Below are 21,720 nucleotides of genomic sequence, written 5' to 3' on the forward strand. Positions count from 1 at the left end.
GTCAGTCCGCCTTCTTCCAGCGGGCGATCAGCTCGTCGTAGTCCAGGGTCTCCGGCTTGCCGCGCTCGTCCGGGAGCTTCGCCACGGGCGCGCCCGGCTGGTCGAACCAGTACTGCGCGTCCCGTTCCTGGTTCAGCTTGGGCGCGCACTGGCCGCCGTAGCCGCGGCGCTCCAGCCGGGACAGGATGTCGTCCTGCTGCTTGGCCAGGCTGTCCATCGACTGCTGCGGCGTGGTCTCGCCCGTGACGGCGGTGGCCACGTTCTGCCACCACAGCTGCGCCAGCCGCGGGTAGTCCGGCACGTTCGTCCCGGTCGGCGTCCACTGCACGCGCGCCGGGCCGCGGTAGAACTCGATCAGCCCGCCGTACTTCTCCGCGTTCTGCTCGAAGTACTCGCTGCGGATGTCGGTGTCGCGGATGAACGTCAGCCCCACGATCGACTTCTTCAGCGACACCGTCTTGGACGTGACGAACTGCGCGTACAGCCAGGCCGCCGCCCTGCGCTCGGCCGGGGTGCTCTTCAGCAGCGTCCACGACCCGGCGTCCTGGTAGCCGAGCTTGTGGCCGTCCTTCCAGTACGCGCCGTGCGGGCTCGGCGCCATCCGCCACTTGGGCGTGCCGTCCTCGTTCACCACCGGCAGCCCCGGCTGGGTGAGGTCGGCGGTGAAGGCCGTGTACCAGAAGATCTGCTGGGCGATGTTGCCCTGCGCCGGCACCGGGCCCGCCTCGCTGAAGTTCATGCCCGCGGCCTCGCGCGGGGCGTACTTCTTCAGCCAGTCGACGTACTTGGTGAGCGCGTACACGGCGGCGGGCCCGTTCGTGTCGCCGCCCCGGCTGACGGACGAGCCGACCGGGCGGCAGTTCTCCACCCGGATGCCCCAGTCGTCCACCGGCAGCCCGTTCGGGATGCCCGGGTCGCCGTTGCCCGCCATCGACAGCCACGCGTCGGTGAACCGCCACCCCAGCGACGGGTCCTTGCGCCCGTAGTCCATGTGGCCGTAGACCTTCTGGCCGTCGATCGTCCCGTCACCGTTCACCTTGCTGGTGAAGAAGTCGGCGATGTCCTCGTACGCGGCCCAGTTGACCGGCACCCCGAGTTCGTAGCCGTACGCGTCCCTGAACTGCTTCTTGACGGCCGGGTCGGTGAACCAGTCGTAGCGGAACCAGTACAGGTTCGCGAACTGCTGGTCGGGCAGCTGGTAGATCTTCTTGTCGGGCCCGGTGGTGAAGCTGATCCCGATGAAGTCCTCCAGGTCCAGCGTCGGCGAGGTGACCGCCTTGCCCTCCCCGGCGATGTAGTCCGACAGCGGCAGCACGTAGTCGCCGCGCGCGTGGGTGCCGATCAGGTCGGAGTCGTTGACGTAGGCGTCGTAGATGTTCTGGCCGCCCTGGATCTGCGTCTGCAGCTTCTCGATCACGTCGCCCTCCTGGATCAGGTCGTGCTTGAGCCTGATCCCGGTGATCTCGGAGAACGCCTTGGCGAGCTGCTGCGACTCGTACTCGTGGGTGGTGATCGTCTCCGACACCACGTTGATCTCCATGCCGCGGTACGGGGCCGCGGCCTTCATGAACCAGTCCATCTCGGCGAGCTGCTGCTCCTTGGAGAGCGTGCTCGGGGTGAACTCGGTGGACACCCACCGCTGGGCGGCCGCCTTGGCGTCGGCCTCCCTGAACTCGCCGCCGCCTGCCGAGCCGCCGCCCTGCGAGCAGCCCGTGGCCAGCAGGACGAGCACGGCCGCGCAGATCGTGCTCCTCTTGGGGATCTTCCTGCCGAACGGCATCGCCGCCTCCTTAGTCAGCCCCACATCCCGATCGCCAGCACCACCAGGAACGCCACCGCCAGCGCCAGCCACATGGACAGATCGGTGACGGCGATCCACCCGGCGAGCACGGCGGCCGCGCTGATCAGGCCGATGTACAGCCGGTCCCCCCGATCGGTCTCGATGCGCAGGAACCCCCGCCGCGACACCGGCGGCGAGATCCTCGCCCAGATCGCCATCCCGCACAGCAGCAGGCCGAGGCCGGCGAAGACGGCGGCGGTGGGCCCGGTCCACACCATCCAGTCGGGCATCGGCTACACCCTCCCCAGACTGAAACCCTTGGCGATGTAGTTGCGGACGAACCAGATGACGATCGCGCCCGGCACGATCGTCAGCACCCCGGCCGCCGCGAGCAGCCCCCAGTCGACGCCCGCCGCGCTCACCGTGCGGGTCATGGTGGCGGCGATCGGCTTGGCGTTCACCGACGTGATCGTGCGCGCGATGAGCAGCTCGACCCAGCTGAACATGAAGCAGAAGAACAGCGTGACGCCGATCGCCGACCGGATCATCGGCAGGAAGATCCTGACGAAGAACCGGGGCAGCGAGTAGCCGTCGATCGCGGCCGTCTCGTCGATCTCGCGCGGGATCCCGGACATGAAGCCCTCCAGGATCCACACCGCGAGCGGCACGTTGAACAGCATGTGCGCGATGGCCACGCCCAGATGGGTGTCGAACAGCCCGACCGCCTGGTAGATCTGGAAGAACGGCAGCAGGAACACCGCGGGCGGCGCCATCCTGTTCGTCAGCAGCCAGAAGAACAGGTGCTTGTCCCCGGCGAACCTGAACCGGGAGAACGCGTACGCGGCCGGCAGCGCGATGACGAGCGACATGACCGCGTTCATGGACGTGTAGACGATCGAGTTGAGATAGCTGGAGTACCACACCGGGTTGGTGAAGAACGTGACGTAGTTGTCGAACGTCACCCGCTCCGGGATGAGCCGGAAGCTGCCGAGGATGTCCTGGTTCGGGCGGATCGACATGCCGAACATCCACAGCAGCGGCAGCATCAGCGTGATCCCGTACAGCCAGAACACCGTCCGCGCCCACGGCAGCCTCCGCACCGTGCTCACCTCCCGGTCCTGGTCAGCACGGTGAAGAACACGTAGCAGACGATCTGCACGGCCAGGAAGTACAGCAGCGAGAACGCCCCCGCCGGCCCCAGGTCGAACTGCCCGACCGCGATCTTCGACAGCAGGACGCTGAGGAACGAGGTCGCGTTCCCCGGCCCGCCCCCGGTCACCACGAACGGCTCGGTGTAGATCATGAAGCTGTCCATGAACCGCAGCAGGATCGCGATCGTCAGCACCCCGCGCAGCCGCGGCAGCTGGATGTGCCGGAACGTCGCCCACGCCGACGCGCCGTCGATCTGCGCCGCCTGGAAGTACGGGTCGGGGATCGACCGCAGCCCCGCGTACGCCAGCAGCGCCACCAGCGGCGTCCAGTGCCACACGTCCATGACGAGCACGGTGATCCACGCGTCGCCGGCGTCCAGCGTGTAGTTGTAGTCCAGGCCGAGCACGTTGTTGACGGCCCAGCCGCCGAGCCCGATGTCCGGCCGGGCGAAGATCTGCCAGATCGTGCCCACCACGTTCCACGGGATGAGCAGCGGCAGCGCGACCAGCACCAGCGCCGCCGGCACGCCGAGGCCGCGACGCGGCATCACCACCGCCACCGCCACGCCCAGCGGGATCTCCAGCAGCAGCACCTGCGCCGAGAACAGCAGCGTGCGGACGAACGCGGCCCGCACCTCCGGGTCGCGCGCCACCGACCGGAACCACTCCAGGCCGACGAAGAGCCGGTCGTCCGGGCTGAAGATGTCCTGCACCGAGTAGTTCACGACCGTCATCAGCGGGATGACGGCGGTGAACGCGACCGACACCACCACCGGCAGCACCAGGAACCAGGCCCGGTTGGCGCGCCGCTTGCCCTGGGCCCGGTCCTCGGCGGCCGGCTCCGTCCGCCGCGAGGGGAGGGCGGCCGTCACGGGGCGCTCCCCGGCAGCGGCTCGACCACCCCGCACCGGACCGCGTCCCTGAACAGGAACGCCCGGCCCTCCGCGAAGCGCAGGAACGTCACGGAGCCCGGCTCGTGCGCGGCCGCCGCGTCCGTGCGGGCGACCAGCGGGTGCCCGTTCACCTGGGTGTGCACCAGGTCGTACGCGCCCATCCGGTCGATCCCGGTCACCCGGGCGGCGATGCCGGGCGGCGCCTCCTCGCTTGTGAGCCGCACGAACTCCGGCCGCACCCCGATCCGCACCGGCCCCGGCGGCAGGTCGCCGGACGCCCGGCCGACCGCGGCGTCGCCCACCCGCACCAGCCCGCCGGCCACCGCCCCGTCCAGCACGTTCATGCCGGGCGAGCCGATGAAGTGGCCGACGAACTCGTGCGCGGGCGACAGGAACAGCTCGCCCGGCTCCCCGGCCTGCACGATCTCGCCGTCGTTGAGCACCACCACCTCGTCGGCGAACGTCAGCGCCTCCGTCTGGTCGTGGGTGACGTAGACCAGCGTGTGCCCGGTGTCGCGGTGGATCTCCTTGAGCTTGCTGCGCAATGTCCACTTCATGGCCGGGTCCACCACGGTCAGCGGCTCGTCCAGCAGCACCGCGGCCACCTCCGGGCGGACCAGGCCGCGGCCCAGCGCCACGATCTGCTGGCGGCCCGGGTCCAGCCGCCGCGACCGGCGGCGCAGGTGCTCGTCCAGCCCGAGCAGGCCCGACACCCGGCGCACCCGCCGGTCCACCTCCTGCCTCGGGTACCCGCGGTTGCGCAGCGGGAAGGCCAGGTTGTCGTAGACCGACATCTGGTCGTACAGCACCGGGAACTGGAAGACCTGCGCGATGTTCCGCCCCGCCGGCGGCACCCCGGTCACCTCGCGGTCGTCGAACCAGATCCGTCCCCGCGTCGGCGTCAGCAGCCCGCTGACGATGTTGAGCAGCGTCGTCTTGCCACACCCGCTCGGCCCGAGCAGCGCGTACGCCCGGCCGGTCCGCCAGGTCCACGTCATCGGCTTCAGCGCCCACGTGCCGCCGCCGTCGTAACTGTGCGCCACGCCTTCCAGGCGGATCTCAGCCATGCGGGCGGACCTCCGCCCCCAGCGGGGCATGCAGCCGCGCGCCGTCCTCGCCGAACACGAACACCCGCGCCGGATCCACGTACGCCACCGCCGGCTCTCCCGGCTCGTACGGGTGCGTGCCCGCCAGATGCGCCACCAGGTGCGTCCCGCCCTCCAGCAGCAGGTGGACGAACGTGGCGCTGCCCGTCACCTCCGCCAGCCTGATCTCGGCCGGGAACTCCAGCATCCCGGGGCCGGCCCGTTCGATGCCCACCTGGTGCGGGCGCACCGCCACCACCACCCGCCGGTCCGGCCCGGTCAGGCCCGGCGCGGGGAACGAGGCGCCCAGGCACTCGATCCGGCCGTCGCGCACCAGGCCGGGCAGCAGGTTCAGCGGCGGGTCGCTGAGCGTCGCGGCCACCTCCAGCGTCGGCGGCCCGGCGTACAGGTCAGCGGGGTCGCCCCGGTGCCGCACCCGGCCCTCGCCCAGCACCACCGCCGGCGCGGCGAAGGCCAGCGCCTCGTTCGGGTCCGCCGTCGCGTACAGCACCACGCCGGGGGAGTCCCTGAACATCCGCTTGAGGTCGGCGCGTAACTGCTCGCGCAGCTTGAAGTCCAGGTTGGCGAGCGGCTCGTCGAGCAGCAGCACGTCCACCGGCCGGGCCAGGGCCCTGGCGATCGCGGTGCGCTGCTGCTGGCCGCCCGACAGCTCGCCGGGACGGCGGCCGAGCAGCTCGCCGATGCCCATCAGCTCCGCGACCTCGCGCACCCGCCGGTCCACCTCGCCCTTGGGGAACTCCGCGGCCAGGCGCAGCGGGGAGGCGATGTTCTCGTAGACGGTCAGCGACGGGTAGTTGATGAACTGCTGGTAGACGAAGGCCACCGACCGCTTGCGCACCGACACGCCGGTGACGTCCTCGCCGTTGACCACCACCCGCCCGGCGTCCGGCGGCAGCAGCCCGGCCACCACCCGCATCAGCGTGGTCTTCCCCGCGGTCATCGGCCCGAGGAGCGTCGTCATGCCACCGGATGACTCCAGGTGGATGTCGTCGAGCCAGATCTCCCCGCGCCGGCGTACGGAGACGCCATCGATGACGAGCGTCACTGTGCCCGGTCCTTCCCGGAACAGGTGTCAGCTACCGCGACGATCGAGACTTTTCACCTCTAGTTAACATGATCCACAACCTCGTGCAAAGGCCGGATTCTGTGGTGCGAAGCGGGATTTATCCGGCGGGAAGATGAGAATCCACAGGCATCTCTTGTACGTAGAGTTACTTTATGATTACGGTGGGTAGCAATCCCGGGGTGACCCGATTACCCGCCCAAGGAGGGCACATGCGACCCACCACCCGCTCGCTGACGGCCGCCGCGCTCGTGGCCGCCGGCCTGCTCGCCGCTACCCCCGCCCACGCCGTCGTCGACCCGGTCGCGGTCTCGCTCTGTCTGGCCGAGAGCGCCGCCGGTGCGACCAGCCTCGTCGACCCCAGCTCGCCGGGCATCCCGGCCGAGCTCCCCGCCGTCCACTGCCTGGCTCCCTGACACCTTCCCCCAGGCCGGTGGCGAGGGCGGCGCGGTCTCCAGCCGCGCCGCCCGGACGGATCCCCCGGTCCCCGCCCCCGCGCGCGTCCCCCCACTCATGAACGAAGGAGCTGCGATGTCCGACCGAGCCCTGGCCGCCGCCCTCGCCGCGGCGGCGATCGTCCTGCCGCCTCATATCGGCGGCGAACCGATCGCCCGCCTGGAGGCCGTGGTCCAGCACGTGAACATCCTCACGTCCTAGATGTATCCGCAGCTGCGCACCCTTCCCGCCCGGCGACGCGCCGCCAGCCGGCTCGGCTATGTGATGTTCCTGAGCCGCTGGATCCAGGCGCCGCTCTACTTCGGCCTCATCGCCGCCCAGGTGGTCTACGTGTGGCGGTTCATGGCCGAGCTCGTGCATCTCGTCCACCTGGGATTCACCGGCCATCCGGCCGAGACCACCGTCATGCTCATCGTGCTCGGCCTGGTCGACGTGGTGATGATCTCCAACCTGCTGATCATGGTGATCGTCGGCGGCTACGAGACGTTCGTCTCGCGGCTGCGCATCGAAGGCCACCCCGACCAGCCGCAGTGGCTCTCCCACGTCAACGCCAACGTGCTCAAGGTCAAGCTCGCGATGGCCATCATCGGCATCTCGTCCATCCACCTTCTCCAGATCTTCATCAACGCGGCCAGACCGGCCGTCACCGACAGGGAGCTGCTTTGGAAGACACTGATCCACCTGACCTTCATCGCCTCGGCGGTGGCGCTCGCGCTGATCGACCGGATCATGCAGAGCAGCCGCCACCGCTCCGACCAGACGGCCGGTCCCGCCGGCGCCTCGCCGTCACGGGTCTCGGCGGCGTGATCGCCGGCCTGGTGTGCGCCGCCGCCCCCGCCGCCCCCGCCGCCGCCGAGGCTCCCGAGACCGCCAAGCCCTCCTCCTCCCTGATCGGCGATGTGATCATCTTCAACGACGAGATCGTCGAGCCGGTCTCCGCGCCGGTCAGCACCTGCGGGGCCGCGCTGAAGCTGCTCAGCGCGGGCACCAGCACCTGCGCCGACGCCTCCCGGGTGTCGGACGACGACGCCTGACGAGGGCCCACCAGACCGTGCCCGCCCCTCATCTCCCCCAGCGGGGGCGGGCACGCCATCATGAGAACAGGCACTTCGCTCGATGAAAGTTTCACGAGATTGCCGATAATTTCAGCTCTCCACCTGCTCTAACAGCAGCGTGCGCGCGCGGGCATTGACCCTGTCTCCTGCCTGTCCCTACCGTCCCGGCAGGGATCCCGAAGACGCCGAAAGATTTCGGGACCGGATCTTGGCAAGCTTGCGGAGGTAGGTGCTCGTGCTTTCGTCAACCCCCATCAGACCCGGCAGCCGGCCCAGGACGCTCGCGGCGGCGGCCCTGCTCGGGCTGCTCGCCGTGTTCTTCCTGCCGGCCGGCCCCGCCGACGCCTCGGCCCCACTGCGCCAGCACGCCGCGGCGCGGGGCAAGTTCATCGGCACCGCGCTCGCCACCGGACCGCTGTCGAACGAGACCCAGTACCGGAACATCGCGGCGACCGAGTTCAACCAGATCACCGCCGAGAACGCGATGAAGTGGGACGCCACCGAGCCCAACCAGGGCCAGTTCAACTTCTCCGGCGCCGACACCATCGTCAACTTCGCCACCCAGAACAACCAGCAGGTGCACGGCCACACCCTCGTCTGGCACAACCAGACCCCCGGCTGGGTGCAGGGCCTGGGCGCCACCGCCATGCGCTCGGCCATGCAGAACCACATCAGCCAGGTCGTCGGCCGCTACGCCGATAACGCCGCCGTCGTCTCCTGGGACGTGGTGAACGAGGTCTTCGAAGAGAACGGCAACCTGCGCTCGTCGTTCTGGTACAACACGCTGGGCCAGAGCTACATCGCCGACGCCTTCCGCTACGCCCGCGCCGCCGACCCGGACGCCCGGCTGTGCATCAACGACTACAACGTCGAGGGCATCAACGCCAAGAGCACCGCCATGTACAACCTGGTGCGCTCGCTGCGCGAGCAGAACGTGCCCGTCGACTGCGTCGGCTTCCAGAGCCACCTGGCGATCCAGTACGGCTTCCCCAGCGACCTCCGGCAGAACCTGGAGCGCTTCGCCGCCCTCGGCGTCCAGGTCCGCATCACCGAGGTGGACATCCGCATGCAGATGCCCCGCAGCTCCAGCAAGGACACCACCCAGGCCAACTACTACCGGGACGTGATCCAGGCCTGCCTGGCCGTGAACGCCTGCGCCGGCGTCACCATCTGGGGCTTCACCGACCGGCACTCGTGGGTGCCCGACACGTTCTCCGGCGAGGGCGCCGCGCTCATCTACGACGAGAACTACCAGCAGAAGCCGTCCTACACCGCCGTCCACAACGCGCTCGACGGCGGCACTCCCTCCGACACCACCCCGCCCACCACCCCGGGCACCCCGGCCGCCTCCAACGTCACCGGCAGCTCGGCCACGCTGACCTGGTCGGCCTCCACCGACTCCGGCGGCAGCGGCCTGGCGGGCTACAACGTCTACCGCGAGCAGGGCACCACGGACCCGCAGCTCGGCCAGTCGTCCACCAATTCGATCAACCTGACCGGGCTGTCCGCCAACACCCAGTACCAGGTGTACGTGCGAGCACGTGACGGCGCCGGCAACCTGTCCAGCCCGTCCAGCGCGGTCACCTTCACCACCACCGGCGGCGGCGGCCCGAGCGGCCCCTGCACCGCCACCGGCACCGTCCAGACCCAGTGGGGCAACGGGTACGTCATCCAGCCCGTCACCGTGACCAACAGCGGATCGTCGGCCATCAACGGCTGGACCGTCACCTTCACCCTCCCCGCCGGCCACAGCGTCACCGGCTCCTGGAACGCCACCCTCACCACCAGCGGCCAGACCGTCACGGCCAAGAGCATGGGCTACAACGGCAACCTCGGCCCGAGCGCCAGCACCTCGTTCGGCTTCCAGGTCAGCCGGCCCAACGGCAACACCCAGACGGTGTCCGGCTACACCTGCGCCTCACCGTGAGATCCCCGCGCGGGTTCGAGGGAGGCACGGCGAGCGCCGAGGAGCCCGCGCGGTCACCCCTCTGACCCTCCGCCCGCGTTCCGTTCCTCCGTCCCCGTGACTGCCTCGACGGGGCGGAGGAACGGAACCACCCCGTCCCGCCGCCCCGTCCCGTCCGGGACACCCCTCTCCGGTACGAGACGGGGGCCGGCGGGGCGGGGTTTCCGTCCGTCCCGCCCCGGCGCGCGGACCATGATCCCTCTGCCGTACCGTCTGCTCCAGGGGACGAGAGGGGAGCGCCGATGGTGACGGAGCCCGTGCGGGCGGAGGCGCTGCGGCTGGCCGGCGGGGGAGACCTGCCCGCCTACGTGTACGACCTGCCGGCGCTGCGTGCGCACGCCGCCGGAGTGCGCGGCGCGCTGGCCGGGACCGCCGAGCTCTACTACGCCGTCAAGGCCAACCCGGCCGCCGAGATCCTGCGCGCGCTCGTCCCGTACGTGGACGGCTTCGAGGTGGCCTCCGGCGGCGAGCTGGCGCACGTGCGCGAGGTCGCCCCTGACCTGCCGATCGCCTTCAGCGGACCCGGCAAGACCGACGCCGAGCTGGCCCTCGCCCTGACGCCCGGCGTGCACCGGCTGCACGTGGAGAGCCCCCGCGAGCTGGCCCGCCTGATCGCCCTCGGCGCCCCGGCGGACGTGCTGCTGCGCGCCAACCCCGACCTGCCCGGCGAGGACACCCGGCAGGCCGCCGCCAGCCCGTTCGGCATGGACCAGGACGGCCTGGCCGCCTGCCTGCCGCTGCTGGCCGCCGCCCCGCACATCCGGGTGCGCGGCCTGCACACCCACCTGACCTGGGCCCAGCACGACGCCCCCGCCATGGCCGCTCTGGCCCGCCGGGTGACGTCCTGGGCGCTGCCCTGGCTCCGCGCACACCTGCCCGGCCTCACCGAGCCGGAGCTGGACCTCGGCGGCGGCATGGGCGTCGACTACCGGGCGCCGGACCAGGTGTTCGACTGGAAGGCGTACGCCGCCGCCTTGCCCGCCGCCCTGCCCGCCACAGGGGCGCGGCTCCGGGTCGAGCCCGGCCGGTCGCTCACCGCGTACCACGGCTGGTACGTCACCGACGTGCTCGACGTCAAGCGCAACCACGGCCGCGACTACGCCGTCCTGCGGGGCGGCACCCACCACCTGCGCACCCCCGTCGCCCGCGGCCACGACCAGCCGTTCACCGTCCTGCACCGGGCGATCGCCGGCCCCGCGCTCACCGGCCCGGCCACCCTGGTCGGCCAGCTCTGCACGCCCAGGGACGTGCTCGCCCGCGACGTCCCGGTGACCGGGCTGCGGCCTGGCGACCTCGTGGTGTTCGAGCTGGCCGGCGCGTACGCCTGGAACCTGTCCCACCACGAGTTCCTCATGCACCCGCCGCCGCGCTTCCGCTACCTCGACTGAGACCGTGCCGGGCCGGGTATCTACCGGCTCTCCTACCAAGGAACGGGTGCGAATGATCTTTGACGACCGGCGGGAACCGTTGCGGGTGTGGCAGTACGCCGAACGGTATCTGGGCGCGGGCACCCGCGCCTACAGTCGTTTCTCCGCGGACCTGGAGATCTCCGAGCCGTACCATCCGCAGCTCGGCCTCGACCGGTTCGCGGTGCCGACCTTCCGCGTGCCGCCCGAGCGGGGGACCTTCCTGCGCAACGCGCTGGAGTCCACCACGGTCAAGCTCTACCGGGGCGGCGACGGGTTCCTGCTGCCCGTGCACCCCGAGACGCTCGCCTTCCCCGGCCTGCCCGACCGGGACGCGCTCACCGAACGCGGGCCCGACCTGACCGTGGTGCCGTCGGCCAACGCCCGCACCGTGTTCGTCGAGCGCATCGGCGACGAGCCGGTGGAGCCGCACTTCGTCAAGCTCCACTACCCCCGGCGGCTGTCGCGCTTCACCCGGCGGCTGCGGCGGCCGATCATCTCGGTGCAGCTCTGGGCGGCCGAGGAGCTGTCGGCGGCCGGGCTGCCGGTCCTCCCCGAGGTCGCCGCCGGAGTCCTGGGCGCCGACCCGGCCGAGGCCTGGGGCTTCCTGATCCGTGAGATCCGCCCCCACCTGCTCCCCGGCCCGGCCCGGGGGACCCCGCGGTTCACCGTGCCGCTGTTCGCGCTGTACGGGCAGGACGTGCGCGGCCCCGACGACCCGCCGCTCATGGCGCAGCTCGCCGCCCGCAGCGGCGAGGACCCCACCGGCTGGCTGGCGAGCCGGGTCGTCGCCCCCATGGTGCGCCTCTGGCTGCGCGCCGTCTCCGCCACGGGCTGCGTACCGGAGCCGCACGGCCAGAACACGCTGTTCGCGTTCGACCCGGACGGCCGCCGCACCGCGATCCTGTACCGCGACTGCGGCGTCTACATCGACCCCGCCACCCGCGCCGAGCGCGGCCTGACCCGCGACCTGCCACCCGTGAACGTCATCTCCCGCGACGTCGAGCAGCCGCGCGAGCGCGTCTTCAGCCTCACCTACGACAGCTTCATGGGCCACCACGCGCTCGAACGCCTCGCCAGGGTCGCCGCGGACACCCTCGGCGTGGACCCGGAGCACCTGCGGCGCGCCGCACGGGAGGAGTTCGCCGCCGGGCCGCGCGTCGGCCTGCCGCCCACCGTCCACTACTACGAGGACCGCCTGCATGCCAACGGCCGGTGGAACCTCGTCGACACCGGCGAGCCCCCCGCCTGGCGCTAGCTACAGCAGCGCCTGGTAGACGAGCTGCCGCAGCCTGCTCCTGATCGGATGGGTGTCCGAGGGGAGGAGCTGGGTCATGAAGACGACCGTCAGCTCCTCCGCCGGGTCCACCCAGAACGCGGTGCTCGCCGCCCCGCCCCAGCTGAACTCGCCCGCCGAGCTCAGCGTCCGGTGCCGGGCGGCGTCCCGCACCACCGCGAACCCGAGCCCGAACCCGACCCCCGCGTACGGCACCTCGGCGAACACCGGCCGCCCGAACTCCTCCAGGTCGGCCCCGCCCGGCAGGTGGTTGCGCGTCATGTAGGCGACGGTGCGCGGGCCGAGCAGCCGCACCCCGTCCAGCTCGCCGCCGCGCAGCAGCATCTGGGTGAACCGGTGGTAGTCGCCCGCCGTCGAGATCAGCCCGCCGCCGCCCGACAGGAACGACGGCCGCCGCAGCTCCGCGCCCCGCGTGTCCATGGGCACGGCCCTGCGGTGGCGGTCCGCCGAGTAGAGCGTGGCCATCCGCCCCGCCCGCTCCCCGTCGATCCAGAACCCGGTGTCGTCCATGCCCAGCGGCCGGAAGATCCGCTCGCTCAGGAACTCGTCGAGCGGCCGGCCCGACACCACCTCGACCAGCCGGCCGAGCACGTCGGTGGCCACCGAGTAGTTCCACTGCGTGCCCGGCTCGAACAGCAGCGGCAGCTCCGCCCACCGGTCGACCGCCTCGGCCAGGCCCATCCCGCGCGGCGCTCCCGGGTCGAACCCGGCCCGCCGGTAGAGCTCGTCCACGACGCTCACGTGCTGGAACCCGTACACCAGGCCCGAGGTGTGGGTGAGCAGGTGCCACACCCGCACCGGCTCCGCCGCCGGCCGGGTGACGGGGGAGAAGGCCGGCCCCTTCTCGTACACGCGCACGTCCGCGAACGCCGGGAGGTGACGGCTGACCGGGTCGGTCAGCTCCAGCAGCCCCTCCTCGTACAGCATCATCACCGCGACCGAGGTGATCGGCTTGGACATGGAGTAGATCCGGAACAGCGTGTCCGGCTCCACCGGGGCGCCCGACGCGACGTCGCGCGACCCGTACGCGGACAGGTGGGCGATCTCGCCGCGCCGGCTCACCAGCGCCAGCCAGCCGGGCAGCCGCCCGTCGTCCACGTACGGGGCGAAATGGGCGTCGATCCGCCGGAGGCGGGCGGAGTCGAGGCCGACGTCCTCCGGGTCGCAGGTCACCTTCAGCTCGCCCACCGCGCCTCCTCCGGAGCCCGGAACAAATCTAGAACAGGATTCTAGGCCGGTCGCGCGGCGTTGTGCAGCCCTCTGATCGCCAGCACGTACCCGTACACCCCGAAACCGACCATGATCCCTCTGGCAACCGGCGAGATGTAGGAGTGGTGCCGGAACGGCTCGCGGCGGTGCACGTTGGAGATGTGCAGCTCGATCACCGGCAGCTCCACGCCCTCGATCGCGTCGTGCAGCGCGACCGAGGTGTGGGTGTAGGCGCCGGGGTTCAGCACCGCGCCGACGGCCTGGCCGGCCTTGACCGCGGCACCCGCCTCCTGGATCCAGTCGATGAGCTGGCCCTCGTGGTTGGACTGCCCGAAGACCAGCTCCAGGCCGAGCGCCTCGGCCTCCTCCCGGCACATCGTCTCGACGTCGGACAGGGTCGTGGTCCCGTACACCTCCGGCTTGCGGGTGCCGAGCAGGTTGAGGTTCGGGCCGTTGAACACGTAGACGGATGTCATCCGACTGATCGTACTCAGCCCTTGTAGTTGAAGACCTGCCGCAGCGTGTGCTGCACGGTGACCAGGTCCTTCTGGTCGTCCATCACCCGGTCGATCGGCTTGTAGGCCTCCGGGTGCTCGTCGACCAGCGCGGCGGCCCGGTCGGCGTTCCAGGTACGGCCGCCCATCGCCGCCTTCAGCGACCTCGCCGACAGCTCGCGCTTGGCCTGGGTGCGCGACATCCGCCGCCCCGCCCCGTGCGCGCACGAGTGGTAGGAGTCGGCGTTCCCGCGCCCGCGCACGATGTACGACTGCGCGCCCATCGAGCCCGGGATGACGCCCTCGTCGCCGGTGTCCGCCTTGATCGCACCCTTCCTGGTGATCCACAGCCGCTTGCCGTGGTGCGTCTCCAGCTGGGTGAAGTTGTGGTGGCAGTTGATGGTCCGCACCCTCCGGCCCGTGCCGACGACCTGGAACAGGGCGTTGACCAGCACCTTGTCCATGCGGGCCCGCGAGGCCATGGCGTAGTGCTGCGACCAGAGCATGTCCTCGATGTAGGCGTCGAACTCCGGCGTGTTCTGCACCAGGTAGGCCAGCGCCGGGTCCTCCAGGCCGATCGCCTGGCGCTTCATCAGGTTCTTCGCGCCGGTGATGTGCATGGTGGCGAGCTGGTTGCCGATGCCGCGCGAACCCGAGTGGAGCACGGTCCACACGCGGTCGCGCTCGTCCAGGCAGACCTCGACGAAGTGGTTGCCCGAGCCGAGGGTGCCGAACTGGCGGGCGACCTTGGTCTCCTGCTCCCGCGTCAGGCTCGTGTGCGGGTGGCCGAGCTCGCTGAGCGCCCGGTCGACCGACGGGTCCTGGTGTCCCTGGCCGACGCCGGCCGGGATGCGGCGCTCGACCAGCGACATCAGAGCGGCGAGCGTGTCGGGCAGGTCGGCGGCGGTCAGCGTGGTCTCCGTGGCGACCATCCCGCAGCCGATGTCGACGCCGACGGCGGCCGGGATGATCGCGCCCTCGGTGGGGATGACCGAGCCGACCGTCGCGCCGATGCCGACGTGCGCGTCGGGCATGAGCGCGACGTGACCGGACACGATCGGCATCCGGGCGGCGCGGGCCGCCTGCTCGATCGTGCGGTCGTCGATCTCGCTGGCCCAGGACAGCAGGTTCGGGGCGGGCTGGTTCGGCATGACGGGAAACTCCTTGATCGTCCTTGATCCAGTCTGCCCTGGAACCGCCGCTCCAGCCCACTCATTTACGCTGGCACGGAATATGGGACGGTTAATTGAGCTTGTTACGATCATCCTGTTACGGCCCTTTGCGGGTGGAGCGTGGGTGGAGCGTGAGCTGTGCTGCCTGACCCGACCGGATCCACGACCGAGGAGATCCTCGCGGGCGGTGGCGTCAACGTGGTCGTCCGCGTCGGCGACACCGTGCGCAGGCCGGCCGGTCCGTGGACGCCCGCCGTGCACGCGCTGCTCGGCCACCTCGCCGCGCGCGGCTTCACGGGCGCGCCCCGCGCCCACGGCCTCGACGGGCGGGGCCGCGAGATCCTCGACTTCGTCCCCGGCACGGCCGCCTGCGACCCGGTGCCCCCGTACGTGCGCGACGACGCCACCCTGCGGGCCGTGGCCGGCCTGCTGCGCGCCTACCACGACGCGACCACCGGCTTCACGCCGCCCGGCGACGCCGCGTGGTACTTCCCGCCGCGCGAGCCCGCCGAGGTCGTCTGCCACGCCGACATCGCCCCGTACAACTGCGTCTTCCGCGACGGCGCGCCCGTCGCGTTCATCGACTTCGACACCGCGCACCCCGGGCCGAGGCTCTGGGACGTCGCGTACGCGGCCTACCGGTTCGTCCCCCTGACCGCCCAGGGCCACGGGGAGGCGCCCACGCCCGTGCCCGAGCAGGCGCGGCGGCTGGGGCTGTTCTGCGACGCGTACGGGCTCGCCGCCGCCGACCGCGCGGCCCTGACGGACGTCGTGGGGGAGCGCCTGCACGGCATGGCGCGGCTGATCCGCGAGAAGGCGGCGGCGGGCGATGCCGCCTTCGCCGCCCACCTGGCCGGCGGCCACGACGCGCTGTATCTCGCCGACGCGGCCCACGTGGCACGCCACGCGCTCGTCCTCCAGGAGGCCGTACGGTGATGCGCCGTTTTGAGACCGGACACAAGGCGGACGTAGGCTGTCCTTTTGGCGACCACGGGAGGTGACGCCCATGCTGCGTGACTCGTTCGGGCGGGTGGCTACCGATCTTCGGGTGTCCCTCACGGACAAATGCAACCTGCGCTGCACCTACTGCATGCCGCCGGAAGGGCTCGACTGGCTGCCCAACGCCCAGCTCCTGACCGCCGACGAGGTGGTCAGGCTCGTCACCATCGGCGTCGAGCGCCTCGGCGTCACCGAGGTCCGCTACACCGGAGGCGAGCCGCTGCTGCGCCGCGAGCTCGCCGACATCGTGGCCCGCACCACCGCGCTGCGGCCCCGGCCGCAGGTGTCGCTCACCACCAACGGTATCGGCCTGGCCCGCATGGCGGACGCGCTCGCCGGCGCCGGGCTGGACCGGGTCAACGTCTCCCTCGACACGCTCGACCGCGACACGTTCAAGCGGCTCGCCCACCGCGACCGGCTGCCCGACGTGCTCGACGGCCTGGCCGCCGCGCACCGCGCCGGGCTGCGCCCGGTCAAGGTCAACGCCGTGCTCATGCGCGACGTCAACCAGCACGAGGCGGTGCCGCTGCTGCGCTGGTGCCTGGAGCAGGGCTACGAGCTGCGCTTCATCGAGCAGATGCCGCTCGACGCGCAACACGGCTGGAGCCGCGCGAACATGGTCACCGCCGACGAGATCCTCGCCCTGCTGTCCGGCTCCTTCGAGCTCACCCCCGACGACGTGGAGGAGCGCGGCAGCGCGCCCGCAGAGCGGTTCCTGATCGGCGGCGGGCCCGCGCGGGTCGGCGTGATCGGGTCGGTCACCAGGCCGTTCTGCGGCGCCTGCGACCGCGTGCGGCTCACCGCCGACGGCCAGATCCGCAACTGCCTGTTCGCCCGCGAGGAGTCCGACCTGAAGTCCGCCATGCGGGCGGGAGCCACCGACGACGAGCTGGCCGAGCGGTGGATCGCCGCCGTCGCGGGCAAGCGCGCCGGCCACGGCATCGACGACCCCTCCTTCCTCCAGCCGGCCCGCCCCATGTCGGCGATCGGCGGCTAGTGCGGGCCCGCGACCTGGGTCTCGCCACCGGTGACAGCGGCCGGCACAACGCGATCACCGACGTGCCCGGCGTGGGCGTCGGGCACGTCACCCTCGTCCGCGACCCCGCCGTCCGCACCGGCGTCACCGCCGTCGTGCCCGGCGGGATCGGCCCGCACGCGCCGCTCCCCGCCGGGTTGTTCACCGGTAACGGCCACGGCAAGCTGGTCGGCGCCACCCAGCTGTCCGAGCTCGGCCTGCTGGAGTCGCCGGTCGTGCTCACGGCGACCCTGTCGGCGTTCCGCGCCGCCGACGCGCTGGTGACCTGGATGCTCGCGCAGCCGGGCTGCGCCGGCGTACGGACCTTCAACCCGGTGGTCGGCGAGTGCAACGACGGCCACCTGTCCGACATCCGCGCCCGCCCCGTCACCGAGGCCCACGTCCTGCGGGCCGTCGCCACGGCCGCCGGCGGTCCCGTCGCCGAGGGCTGCGCCGGCGCCGGCACGGGCACCACCGCCCTGGGCTTCAAGGCCGGCATCGGCACCGCCTCCCGCCTGCTGCATGCCGCGGGCGAGCAGGTCACGCTGGGCGCCCTCGTCCAGGCCAACTTCGGCGGCACCCTCCGCCTCCACGGCCGCCCGATCACCCCCTCCTCCCTGGGGCTCCCCGGCGAGTGCCTCCCTCCAGCCGGGCCGGAGGAGGCGGGCTCCTGCATGATCGTCATCGCCACCGACGCGCCCGTGGACGCCCGGCAGCTCACCCGGCTGGCCAGGCGGGCCGTCTTCGCGCTCGGCCGGGTGGGCGCCGACTACAGCCACGGGAGCGGCGACTACGCCATCGCCTTCACCACCCGCACCGGGCACGCCCCGATGCCCGACCACGAGCTGAACCCGCTGTTCGGCGCGGCCATGGACGCCGTCGAGGAGTCCGTACTGAACTCCCTGCTCGCGGCCGGGACCACCACCGGCGCCGAGGGCCGCACCGCCCACGCGCTCCCCGGGCCGCGTCTTCTGGAGCTCCTGAGGACATGACCGCGTACGGTGGAGACGTGTTCGACGCGGTGATCCTGGCGGGCGGCAGGGCGGAACGGCTGGGCGGGGTGGACAAACCCGGCCTGGAGGTGGGCGGCACGCCGATGGTCGGCAACGTCGCCGCCGCCGCCCGTGAGGCCGGGCGCGTCGTCATCGTGGGACCTGCCAGGGCCATCCCGGGCGCCGTCTTCGTCCGCGAGGACCCGCCGGGCGCCGGGCCGGTGCCCGCGCTCCGGGCGGGGCTCGCCGAGGTCACCGCCCCCTGGGTGGTCCTCCTCGCCGGCGACCTCCCGTTCCTGGCCCCCTCCCACCTCTCCACCCTCCTGGCGCATACCGGCGCAGGGCGTGGGGCGGTCGCCGTGGACGGGGAAGGACGCGAACAGTGGCTGCTCGGCGTCTGGGAGGCCGCCGGGCTGCGGGAGGCGCTGGCGGCCTACGAGGGGCGGTCGCTGCGCGGGCTGCTGGCGCCGCTCGTGGGGCGGCGGGTGCCGCTGCCCCGGCAAGCCTGGTTCGACTGCGACACCAGGGACGACCTGGAGGAGGCTCGGAATGAACGTGCTGGCTGAGTGGACCGCGCTGGCCTGCGAGGAACTGGGCATCGATCCGGCCAGGGTGGACCGCGACCAGATCCTGGAGCTGACGAAGGAGGTCGCGCACGGGGTGGCCAGGCCGGCCGCGCCGCTGACCGCCTACCTGCTGGGGCTGGCCCAGGGCGCCGGGACCGCGCCGGAGGAGGCGGTGGAGCGGCTGACCGCGCTCGCCAGGAATTGGGGCCAGACCACAACCGAGACGCTGACCGACCGCTGACACTGGAACGAACTCGTGCAGTCAAGCCCCGCCCGACCCTGAAGATTCCCTGTGAATTGTGGGGCCGGCGGGGTGTAAACGATTTCGGGAAAGCGGCCCTATCCGACTGCGAAGCCGGCTCGTGAACAGATCATCAGCTTCGAAAGTTTTGCCGGGAAAAGGGCGACGCCGGGTGGTTACGGGGGCAAACCACCCGGCGTCGCTTCATCGGCGTTCCGACGGGGGCCCGGAACGCCGGCACCAGCACTCCGACGGGGGACCGGAGCGCTTGGCTAAAGCGTACACCTACAACCCGTGGGATGCGTCAAGACTTAGTCACGACCCGATCTCGCGTCGGTGCATCGGTATCTCGCTTTGGTTAGCTTCCGGGGTCTGAAAGGTGGGAGGTGGGGCGTCCTTGCCACGCTCATTGGCCCCGATAACCGCTATGTACGGCAAAAAGACCGCACCGGCGATGAACAGCAGCTTGTACGGCCACGGCAGCGGCACCACCACCGCCAGGATCAGGCAGATCGTGCGAATGCCCATCTTGATGAGGTAGCTCCGCTCCCGGCGCCGGATGTCGGTGCTCAGCGAAGGCCTGGCGTCCGTGACCGTGTGGACCGCCTGCTTCCTGCGCCAACTCCTCATACCCCCCACGTTAGACCTCGGACGGGCCGGCGGCGACAGCGCCCCTGGACGGCACTATGGGTCATGCGATCATGGCCTTGGAGTAAGGAGGATTCGGAGATGACGGATCGTACGTACCGCGTGACCGAGATCGTCGGCACCTCGCATGAGAGCGTCGACCAGGCCATCCGCAACGGCATCAGGCGGGCCTCGCAGACCCTGCGCCACCTCGACTGGTTCGAGGTGACCGAGGTGCGCGGCCACATCGACGCGGGGGAGGTGGCCCACTTCCAGGTCGGCATGAAGGTCGGCTTCCGCCTGGAGGACAGCTAACACCGTTAAGCCCCCGCGGCTCGACGGCCGCGGGCGATGCGACGAGACGGCGGACGCCACCCGGCCGGGTAGGACGGGCGAGCCCTCGCGGCTCGACGGCCGAGGGCGATCAGCGACGAGACGGCGGACGCCACCCGCCCGCGGAACCGCTCGTCCTGACTGGCTTACAGATCGAGCGCGCCCCGGGCCTCCACCGCCGGCTCACCGGCGGAGCGCGTCCCGGGTTTCCCGTCAGCTCACCAGCCGAACGCGCCCCGGGTCTCCGCCATCGGCTCACCGGCAGAGCTTGCCCTAGGGTTCCGCCGCCGGCTCATGGAGCGCGTCTGGGGTTCCCGCCGCCGGCTCATGGGCGGAGCGCGTCCTGGGTTTCCGCTATCGACTCACCGGTGGAGCGCGTCCCGCGTCTCCGCCACCAGTTCACGCGCCGCGTCCACCGCCGTGGCCAGCGACTCCGGGGTCTCGCCCAGGCCGCCGAGCAGCGCGCGGGCCCGGCGGCCGAACCCGGCGGGGGCGCCCGGCAGTGTCTCCGCGACCGCCAGTGCGCCCTTCTCGTTGAGGCACCACCGCCGTTCGGCCGCGAACAGCGCCTGCACCAGCACGCCGACCGCCCGCGACAGGCAGAGCGCGACGTAGAGGGTGTCCGCCCTGCCCACGCCCTTGCCCGCCACCTCCACCAGGAACCCGGCCTCCTCGGCCGCCCCCATCAGCGACTCCCGCAACCGCTCCGGGTACACGGCGGCCTCCCGCCGCAGCCGTCCCAGCTCCCCGTGCGGATCGGCGAGGATCGCGCCGAGCGCCACCTCACCCGCGTAACACGGCGACCAGAACCCCAGCGGATGCCCCACCTGGACGCCCACCTCGTAGCGGCCCTCCCGGCAGTCCTCCCACACCCGCCGCACCCGGTCGACGTCGCGCAGGATCCAGTCCACCGCCACGCCGCCGACCTCCAGCCACGCCCCGCCGTCCACCCACGGCCCCCACCCGCCCGGCCCGGCCACCTCGACCCCGGGCCCCGCGAGCTTCCGCAGCCCCTCCACGTCGAGCGGCGCCCGATAGTAGACGCCCAGATCCCAGTCGGACTCCGGCCGGTGCTCCCCACGCGCCCGGCTCCCGCCCAGCAGCACCCCCACCACCCCCGGCACCTCGACCAGCCGCTCCGCCATCTCCGCCACAACGGTCCGCACCGCCCACCCTCCCCATCCGGCATGGTCATCCAAGATCAAATAGTGCCCATCCTACTTCCGCACTGACACCGACCGGCCTTCGACGCCCGCCACCCGCAGGCCGCAATGGAGACCCCACCGTCCCAACCCCGGCGACTACCGCTCTGCCGCCACCGGCAATGGCGGCGATCGGTTTCGGATCCCCGTAGGGACGCGTCGAGGCGGGACGGCGGCGGTCGCCCCTCCGGCGGAAAGGGCGGGCATAAGGTCGGTGACCATCGGGCGTAGCCGGCCGTCGTACCGATGGCGCTGCCTCGGCGGCCACCACCGCGCGGCGGCGCCCAGGCAACCGCGGTGCCGGCGGACACGCCGGTCCCGCGCCACCGGTCTGCCCGCGTGGGCGCTCGACGCGCTGGCGGGTCGGCCGACAGCCACCTCCGTCGGGCGCACCTCCGTCGGCTGTCCGGCCGCCGCGGCACCGGCCGCATCGCGTGCCGACCCGCTACGCGATCGAGGGACCTCGTCGGGCCGGGGGCGGCCCCTCGTCCGCGGTGGGCGTCAGGGGGGGCGGAAGCGGCCTCTCCTCATTCACGGTGGGCGGTCAGGGGGCGGAAGCGGCCTCTCATCCACGGCGGGCGTCGGGGTGGGGATTCACGCGCCTCCACGACCGGGGGCGTCAGGGGGCGGATCCGGTCGCTCCAGCCATGCCTCTCCTCGGCGGCGGGCGATCACCAGAGGCTCGTAGGGGGTGACA

General features: G+C 71.8%; 24 protein-coding genes. 13 read left to right on the forward strand and 11 right to left on the reverse strand.

The window, feature by feature from the left end:
- Position 1 precedes the first annotated feature (1 nt).
- Genes ACZ6YG_RS13920 through ACZ6YG_RS13945 form a run of 6 tightly spaced genes read right to left on the reverse strand, consistent with a single transcriptional unit; the run spans position 2 to position 5,975 of the window.
- Positions 2 to 1,780, reverse strand: coding sequence for an ABC transporter substrate-binding protein (locus ACZ6YG_RS13920; protein WP_397199056.1), 1,779 nt, complete (start codon positions 1,778 to 1,780; stop codon positions 2 to 4).
- Between the two features lie 14 nt (positions 1,781 to 1,794).
- Positions 1,795 to 2,070 (reverse strand): DUF2160 domain-containing protein, encoded by a 276-nt coding sequence (locus ACZ6YG_RS13925; RefSeq protein ID WP_466018188.1) that lies wholly within the window; start codon positions 2,068 to 2,070, stop codon positions 1,795 to 1,797.
- Positions 2,071 to 2,073: 3 nt separating this feature from the next.
- A complete protein-coding gene (locus tag ACZ6YG_RS13930) occupies positions 2,074 to 2,889 on the reverse strand; it encodes a carbohydrate ABC transporter permease (protein WP_222708925.1) in 816 nt (271 codons plus the stop codon).
- The gene (locus tag ACZ6YG_RS13935; RefSeq protein WP_222708926.1) at positions 2,886 to 3,803 is read right to left on the reverse strand and encodes a carbohydrate ABC transporter permease; all 918 of its coding nucleotides are present in this window, start codon (positions 3,801 to 3,803) and stop codon (positions 2,886 to 2,888) included. Before ACZ6YG_RS13935 ends, ACZ6YG_RS13930 begins: the two co-directional genes overlap by 4 nt.
- The gene (locus tag ACZ6YG_RS13940; protein WP_466018189.1) at positions 3,800 to 4,891 is read right to left on the reverse strand and encodes an ABC transporter ATP-binding protein; all 1,092 of its coding nucleotides are present in this window, start codon (positions 4,889 to 4,891) and stop codon (positions 3,800 to 3,802) included. Before ACZ6YG_RS13940 ends, ACZ6YG_RS13935 begins: the two co-directional genes overlap by 4 nt.
- On the reverse strand, positions 4,884 to 5,975 hold the full coding sequence (locus ACZ6YG_RS13945) for an ABC transporter ATP-binding protein (protein WP_466018190.1): 1,092 nt from the start codon (positions 5,973 to 5,975) through the stop codon (positions 4,884 to 4,886). The genes ACZ6YG_RS13940 and ACZ6YG_RS13945 overlap by 8 nt, the downstream gene beginning before the upstream one ends.
- A 230-nt stretch (positions 5,976 to 6,205) precedes the next feature.
- On the opposite strand from ACZ6YG_RS13945, the gene ACZ6YG_RS13950 reads away from it, so the two are divergent.
- The 7 genes from ACZ6YG_RS13950 (at position 6,206) to ACZ6YG_RS13980 (ending at position 12,134) form a co-directional block, all read left to right on the forward strand.
- Positions 6,206 to 6,409, forward strand: coding sequence for a hypothetical protein (locus ACZ6YG_RS13950; RefSeq protein ID WP_364230640.1), 204 nt, complete (start codon positions 6,206 to 6,208; stop codon positions 6,407 to 6,409).
- Between the two features lie 115 nt (positions 6,410 to 6,524).
- Entirely contained in the window at positions 6,525 to 6,650 is a 126-nt protein-coding gene (locus tag ACZ6YG_RS13955) for a hypothetical protein (RefSeq protein ID WP_261808515.1), read from the forward strand.
- Positions 6,651 to 7,256: a TIGR00645 family protein gene (locus ACZ6YG_RS13960; RefSeq protein WP_148031365.1), complete on the forward strand. Its 606-nt coding sequence runs from the start codon at positions 6,651 to 6,653 to the stop codon at positions 7,254 to 7,256. It begins immediately after the preceding gene.
- Positions 7,253 to 7,483 carry a hypothetical protein gene (locus ACZ6YG_RS13965; protein ID WP_466018191.1) on the forward strand — a complete coding sequence of 77 codons (231 nt, stop codon included), beginning with the start codon at positions 7,253 to 7,255 and terminating at the stop codon, positions 7,481 to 7,483. The genes ACZ6YG_RS13960 and ACZ6YG_RS13965 overlap by 4 nt, the downstream gene beginning before the upstream one ends.
- Positions 7,484 to 7,739: 256 nt before the next feature.
- Positions 7,740 to 9,431 carry an endo-1,4-beta-xylanase gene (locus ACZ6YG_RS13970; protein ID WP_466018192.1) on the forward strand — a complete coding sequence of 564 codons (1,692 nt, stop codon included), beginning with the start codon at positions 7,740 to 7,742 and terminating at the stop codon, positions 9,429 to 9,431.
- A gap of 281 nt (positions 9,432 to 9,712) precedes the next feature.
- Positions 9,713 to 10,858 (forward strand): alanine racemase, encoded by a 1,146-nt coding sequence (locus tag ACZ6YG_RS13975; protein ID WP_271278405.1) that lies wholly within the window; start codon positions 9,713 to 9,715, stop codon positions 10,856 to 10,858.
- Positions 10,859 to 10,910: 52 nt separating this feature from the next.
- Entirely contained in the window at positions 10,911 to 12,134 is a 1,224-nt protein-coding gene (locus tag ACZ6YG_RS13980; RefSeq protein ID WP_466018193.1) for an IucA/IucC family C-terminal-domain containing protein, read from the forward strand.
- Here ACZ6YG_RS13980 and ACZ6YG_RS13985 read toward each other — a convergent pair whose 3' ends face one another.
- The 3 genes from ACZ6YG_RS13985 to ACZ6YG_RS13995 are packed head-to-tail and all read right to left on the reverse strand — an operon-like array spanning position 12,135 to position 15,027.
- Complete coding sequence (locus ACZ6YG_RS13985; protein WP_466018194.1) at positions 12,135 to 13,361, reverse strand: serine hydrolase domain-containing protein; 1,227 nt, start codon at positions 13,359 to 13,361, stop codon at positions 12,135 to 12,137.
- Between the two features lie 41 nt (positions 13,362 to 13,402).
- Positions 13,403 to 13,858 carry a type II 3-dehydroquinate dehydratase gene (gene aroQ / locus ACZ6YG_RS13990; protein WP_466018195.1) on the reverse strand — a complete coding sequence of 152 codons (456 nt, stop codon included), beginning with the start codon at positions 13,856 to 13,858 and terminating at the stop codon, positions 13,403 to 13,405.
- A gap of 14 nt (positions 13,859 to 13,872) precedes the next feature.
- Positions 13,873 to 15,027, reverse strand: coding sequence for an RtcB family protein (locus ACZ6YG_RS13995; protein ID WP_148031371.1), 1,155 nt, complete (start codon positions 15,025 to 15,027; stop codon positions 13,873 to 13,875).
- A gap of 159 nt (positions 15,028 to 15,186) precedes the next feature.
- On the opposite strand from ACZ6YG_RS13995, the gene ACZ6YG_RS14000 reads away from it, so the two are divergent.
- The 5 genes from ACZ6YG_RS14000 (at position 15,187) to ACZ6YG_RS14020 (ending at position 18,861) form a co-directional block, all read left to right on the forward strand.
- The gene (locus ACZ6YG_RS14000; RefSeq protein ID WP_466018196.1) at positions 15,187 to 15,984 is read left to right on the forward strand and encodes a phosphotransferase enzyme family protein; all 798 of its coding nucleotides are present in this window, start codon (positions 15,187 to 15,189) and stop codon (positions 15,982 to 15,984) included.
- Between the two features lie 70 nt (positions 15,985 to 16,054).
- A complete protein-coding gene (moaA, locus tag ACZ6YG_RS14005; RefSeq protein WP_397199049.1) occupies positions 16,055 to 17,044 on the forward strand; it encodes a GTP 3',8-cyclase MoaA in 990 nt (329 codons plus the stop codon).
- Positions 17,044 to 18,054, forward strand: coding sequence for a P1 family peptidase (locus ACZ6YG_RS14010; RefSeq protein ID WP_466018197.1), 1,011 nt, complete (start codon positions 17,044 to 17,046; stop codon positions 18,052 to 18,054). Before moaA ends, ACZ6YG_RS14010 begins: the two co-directional genes overlap by 1 nt.
- Entirely contained in the window at positions 18,051 to 18,620 is a 570-nt protein-coding gene (mobA, locus tag ACZ6YG_RS14015) for a molybdenum cofactor guanylyltransferase (protein ID WP_271278399.1), read from the forward strand. Before ACZ6YG_RS14010 ends, mobA begins: the two co-directional genes overlap by 4 nt.
- Complete coding sequence (locus ACZ6YG_RS14020; RefSeq protein WP_148031375.1) at positions 18,604 to 18,861, forward strand: DUF6457 domain-containing protein; 258 nt, start codon at positions 18,604 to 18,606, stop codon at positions 18,859 to 18,861. Before mobA ends, ACZ6YG_RS14020 begins: the two co-directional genes overlap by 17 nt.
- A gap of 315 nt (positions 18,862 to 19,176) precedes the next feature.
- On the opposite strand, the gene ACZ6YG_RS14025 is transcribed toward ACZ6YG_RS14020, so the two are convergent.
- Positions 19,177 to 19,491 (reverse strand): DUF3099 domain-containing protein, encoded by a 315-nt coding sequence (locus ACZ6YG_RS14025; RefSeq protein ID WP_148031376.1) that lies wholly within the window; start codon positions 19,489 to 19,491, stop codon positions 19,177 to 19,179.
- 99 nt (positions 19,492 to 19,590) lie between these two features.
- Between ACZ6YG_RS14025 and ACZ6YG_RS14030 the strand changes: the two genes are divergently transcribed.
- A complete protein-coding gene (locus ACZ6YG_RS14030) occupies positions 19,591 to 19,803 on the forward strand; it encodes a dodecin (protein ID WP_148031377.1) in 213 nt (70 codons plus the stop codon).
- A 380-nt stretch (positions 19,804 to 20,183) separates the two neighbouring features.
- On the opposite strand, the gene ACZ6YG_RS14035 is transcribed toward ACZ6YG_RS14030, so the two are convergent.
- Positions 20,184 to 20,987, reverse strand: coding sequence for a nucleotidyltransferase domain-containing protein (locus ACZ6YG_RS14035; protein ID WP_397199047.1), 804 nt, complete (start codon positions 20,985 to 20,987; stop codon positions 20,184 to 20,186).
- Positions 20,988 to 21,720 lie beyond the last annotated feature (733 nt).

The sequence above is a fragment of the Nonomuraea sp. NPDC054003 genome (genome assembly GCF_055585125.1).